Origin of the sequence: Halorubrum rarum (assembly GCF_048380895.1) — an archaeon.
Classification (GTDB): Archaea; Halobacteriota; Halobacteria; order Halobacteriales; family Haloferacaceae; genus Halorubrum.
Map to the genome: position 1 here is coordinate 1 of NZ_JBLWMN010000014.1, position 4,240 is coordinate 4,240.

Genomic DNA, 4,240 nt, shown 5'->3' on the forward strand with positions numbered 1-4,240 from the left:
CAACGCGGCCAAACACCCGATCATCATAAAAAACCCATATGGGTTGGGGTTTATGAACACCGAGACGGTTCGGATCGCGCGGCGACGACGCTCGGCGTCGAGTCGACGATCGTCATGCCGAAAACCGCACCACAGACGAAGATCGACGCCACGCGCGGGTACGGCGCGACGGTAGAGCTTGTCGGACGGGACTTCCAGGCGGCGACGGAGTACGCCAAAGAACTGGTCGCGGAGTCGGACGCGGAGTTCGTGCACGCGTTCGACGATCCGGCGATCGTCGCCGGACAGGGAACGCTCGGGCTCGAGATGATCGAGGACGTTCCGGCGGCCGACACGGTGATCGTCCCGATCGGCGGCGGCGGACTGATAAGCGGGATCGCGACGGCGTTCGCCGAGCGTCGTCCGGAGACGCGGATCGTCGGCGTGCAAGCGGAGGGCGCAGCGACGGTTCACGACAGCCTCGCGAAGGGGACGCCACGGACGCTCGATTCGGTCGACACGATCGCCGACGGGATCGCGACCGGGGGGATCTCCGATCTCACGCTCTCGATCATCGAGGAGCACGTCGACGAGGTCGTAACGGTGACTGACGCTGCGATCGCGGACGCGATCCTCCTGTTGATGGAGCGAGCGAAGCAGGTCGTCGAGGGAGCCGGAGCAGCCTCCGTCGCGGCGCTTATAAGCGACGATCTGGACGTGACCGACGAGCGGGTCGTCGCGCTCCTGTGTGGCGGCAATCTCGACATGACGATGCTCATGGAAGTGGTGATCCACGCGATGACACGCCGCAAACAGATCCTCAGACTGCGGATCCACATCGACGACCGACCCGGAAAGATGGAACACATCTCCGGCGTCATCGCCGACTGCGGGGCCAACATCCAGACGGTTCGCCACGACCGCGGGATCACGGATCTGAGCGTCGGCGAGGCGTATCTCGTCTTCCAGGTGGAGACCAGCGGCGCGGAACAGGCGGCCGAGATCGTCGATTCGATCGCCGAGCAGGGTTACGACGTCGACATCGTGAGCTAACCGTCGCTCGCGCGGGGCGGCACGTTGGTCAGCAATGACTCATGACTGCACTCGCGGGTTCCACCGTTTCCGCTCTGAGGCGGAACGATCGGAACGGCCGCTCGCCACGTCTCGCAGATATTGCTAGCATTTTTTGCGGAAACGCACATCTACGATTACAGTTAATGAAAGATACGATCGTGGTTCTTAAACCTCGGCGAACCGTTCGACGATATACATGAACCGTAACGCAGACACCGACGCGACGCACGCCGACGCGACGCACACCGACGACTTCGTGAACTACACCCCTGCAATGCCGAACCTGACCGGCGAGTCCAGCGTTTTGCAACGCATCGCCGACGGACTGTTCGGGCGAAACGAGTAGAACCACCGACACGGAACCGTATTCGTCTCGATCCGCCGAGTGGACGTGGCTTTTTGTACGTCCGGTAGAGACGAGGTAGCATGCGTCCGTTCACCGGAGGGATACCCCACTGTAAGCGGTGCGGGTACGAGATCGAGGGCAACGAGGAGCGCTGCCCCGGTTGTGGGTTCGCCCCGCGCCAGATGGGGATCCGTGTCTCGATGGCGTTTCTGCTCGTCGTCGTCGTGTCGATGACGGTCGTCATGCTCGTTCCCGCCTTCGCGGCGGAAATAACGCCGGTTCTCGTCGCATTGGCGGCGCTCTCGTTTGCCCTCGCCGTGATCACGTTTCTCGTGTCGTTGCTCGCGACGCCGTATCGGTTGGGATCGCTTTTCTCGCGGTTTTGAACGGACGGATCACCCATACGTCTCGAACAGCTGCGCAGCCGCGGGTCGATCGATGGTTTATGCCACGTGCATACGCAAGATAATGATTATATTACCAAAACTATATATGCTACTGCTAGTAATCGAACGGACGAGGTTGGTAGCATGTGCCACTCGTGACGTGTTCGCACGATAAGTGGTCAGAGACGGGGCGTCGGGACGGAAGGCGGCCCACGCGATCGGTTGGTGCCGGTTTCGGAAGCATGACACGATCGATCCGACACGCGACCGACGGGCTGCTCCGGACGGAGAGAACACGACATATCGAACACGGAGAGAAATCATGACTGACGAAGGTAAACGGGGTATTCAGGGTGAACTGTTCCACGCGGACACGGATAGAGAGCCGGGTGACAACAACTGGCAGGGGTTCGGATTCGACATCAACCCGCCCGTATTTCTGATATCGGGCGGGCTCATCGTCCTGTTCGTCGCCCTCTCGCTCCTGTTTCCCGATCGGGCGGGAGAGGTGTTCCAGCAGATGCGTGTCAGCGTATCCGATTACTTCGACTGGCTGTTCATCATCGCCGCGAACCTGTTCATCATCTTCATGGTGTATCTCGCGATGAGCAAGTACGGGATGATACGCCTCGGCGGCGTCGACGGCGAAAAGGAGTTCAGCGATGTCTCCTGGATCGCGATGCTGTTCAGCGCGGGGATGGGTATCGGACTGATGTTCTTCGGCGTCGCCGAACCGGTCTGGCACTTCTTCGACCCGCACCTGGGCGCGGAAGGCGGTACCGAGGGAGCCGGTGAGGTCGCGATGGCCGTCTCGCTGTTCCACTGGGGATTCCACCCGTGGGCGATCTACGCACTGGTCGCGCTCGGGTTGGCGTTCTTCTCGTACAATCGAGGATTACCGCTCACCTTCCGGTCGGTGTTCTATCCGGTACTCGGTGACCGGATCTACGGCTGGCCGGGACACGTCATCGACATCTTCACCGTGTTCGCGACGCTGTTCGGCCTCGTAACGTCGCTCGGGTTGGGGGCGTTACAGATCAATGCGGGGCTGACGTTCCTCGGCGAGTCGGTGGGCGTGTTCCCGACCGTTCCGAACTCGGTCTGGGTCGCGGTCGGTATCATCGGTGTGGTCACGTTGCTCGCGACGATCTCCGTGTACCTCGGGCTAGACAAGGGGATCCGCCGGCTCAGTAACCTAAACCTCACGCTGATGATGGTGCTTCTCGGGTCCGTGTTCCTGCTTGGCCCGACGCTTTTCATCCTCGGCGTGCTGCCGCAGGGCGTCGGCGCGTACCTCGGGAACTTCTTCGAGCTGTCGTTCTTCGGTAACTCCTTCGACAGCCACTACTTCCAGGGCTCGGGATGGTACGGTCCCGGCGGTGACGGCGAGGGTCAGTTCCTCGTCGACTGGACCGTGTTCTACTGGGCGTGGTGGATCTCCTGGTCGCCGTTCGTCGGGATGTTCATCGCGCGCATCTCGAAGGGGCGCACCATCCGGGAGTTCGTGGGCGGCGTCCTGGTGATCCCCGTGATCTTCTCGGTCGCGTGGTTCTCCGCGATGGGTGGTGCCGCTCTGAACTTCGAGTTGCAGGACGCGACCGCGGGGGCGATCAGCGGCGAGGTGTTCGAGGTCGGCGAGGACACCGCGATGTTCGCGATGTTCGACCTGATGCCGGGAACGGTGATCCTCTCGCTGCTCGCGATCGTTCTCGTGACGACGTTCTTCGTCACCTCCTCCGACTCGGGGTCCCTCGTTCTCGAACACCTGACCACCGGCGGCAAACACGAGACGCCGCCGACCGGTCGGGTCTTTTGGGCCGTCTCGGAGGGGCTCGTTGCCGCCACGCTGCTCATCGCCGGCGGCGACGCCGCGATCTCGGCGCTGCAGGCGGCGGCGATCACCAGCGGTCTCCCGTTCACGGTGATCCTCTTGTTCATGATGTACGCCGTGATGAAGGGACTACAGAAGGAGTACCGGATCCTCAACTCCGACGAGTTCAACGACCGGGTGGATGAACTCAAGGAAAACGACAACGTCGTCGTTACGAGCCGAGGGAGCGGCATCGTGACACAGGTCCGAACCAGCGACGATGCGGTCGTCAACGTCGGCGACGACTGACCGAGTCGCGAGATCCGTCTCCCGACCTTTTTCGGTGATCGAGTCGACGATCGGATGTTTCGAGGCTGCGTTTCGGAGGAGAACCCGACTCTCGAGCGCTGTTGAAATCCTATTCTTCATGAAACAGTCGGTCGCTGAACGGTGTTTCTTGATCGATGACGGGAGTGAGTGTTGCAGGTCGTCGGTTGTAATATAGTATTTAAACGACCGTGAGTAGCGGCGGTGGCTTCTTATAAAGAGCTGATGCGGTGGCGCGCGCCTCCGAGCGCCCGACGGGTGCGAGGAGCGCGTGCGAGGGAGTCAGGGGCGGTCGCCGAGCGGTTCCGGCGACCGCCC

The 4,240-nt window shown here is 61.7% G+C and carries 4 protein-coding genes; all 4 read left to right on the top strand.

Annotated features, from left to right (window positions below; genetic code table 11):
* On the top strand, positions 1-1,032 hold a 1,032-nt coding region (locus ACNSN7_RS11315), incomplete at its 5' end, for a threonine ammonia-lyase (RefSeq protein WP_418282396.1).
* Positions 1,033-1,249: 217 nt separating this feature from the next.
* Complete coding sequence (locus ACNSN7_RS11320) at positions 1,250-1,399, top strand: hypothetical protein (RefSeq protein ID WP_418282397.1); 150 nt, start codon at positions 1,250-1,252, stop codon at positions 1,397-1,399.
* 80 nt (positions 1,400-1,479) lie between these two features.
* Positions 1,480-1,785 carry a hypothetical protein gene (locus ACNSN7_RS11325; protein WP_418282398.1) on the top strand — a complete coding sequence of 102 codons (306 nt, stop codon included), beginning with the start codon at positions 1,480-1,482 and terminating at the stop codon, positions 1,783-1,785.
* A 322-nt stretch (positions 1,786-2,107) separates the two neighbouring features.
* Entirely contained in the window at positions 2,108-3,904 is a 1,797-nt protein-coding gene (locus ACNSN7_RS11330) for a BCCT family transporter (RefSeq protein WP_418282399.1), read from the top strand.
* Positions 3,905-4,240 lie beyond the last annotated feature (336 nt).

Excerpts from the sequence above, each read along its gene's own strand:
- ACNSN7_RS11330 (WP_418282399.1), top strand. The coding sequence starts at position 2,108 with ATGACTGACGAAGGTAAACGGGGTATTCAGGGTGAACTGTTCCACGCG.
- ACNSN7_RS11325 (WP_418282398.1), top strand. The coding sequence starts at position 1,480 with ATGCGTCCGTTCACCGGAGGGATACCCCACTGTAAGCGGTGCGGGTAC.
- ACNSN7_RS11320 (WP_418282397.1), top strand. The coding sequence starts at position 1,250 with ATGAACCGTAACGCAGACACCGACGCGACGCACGCCGACGCGACGCAC.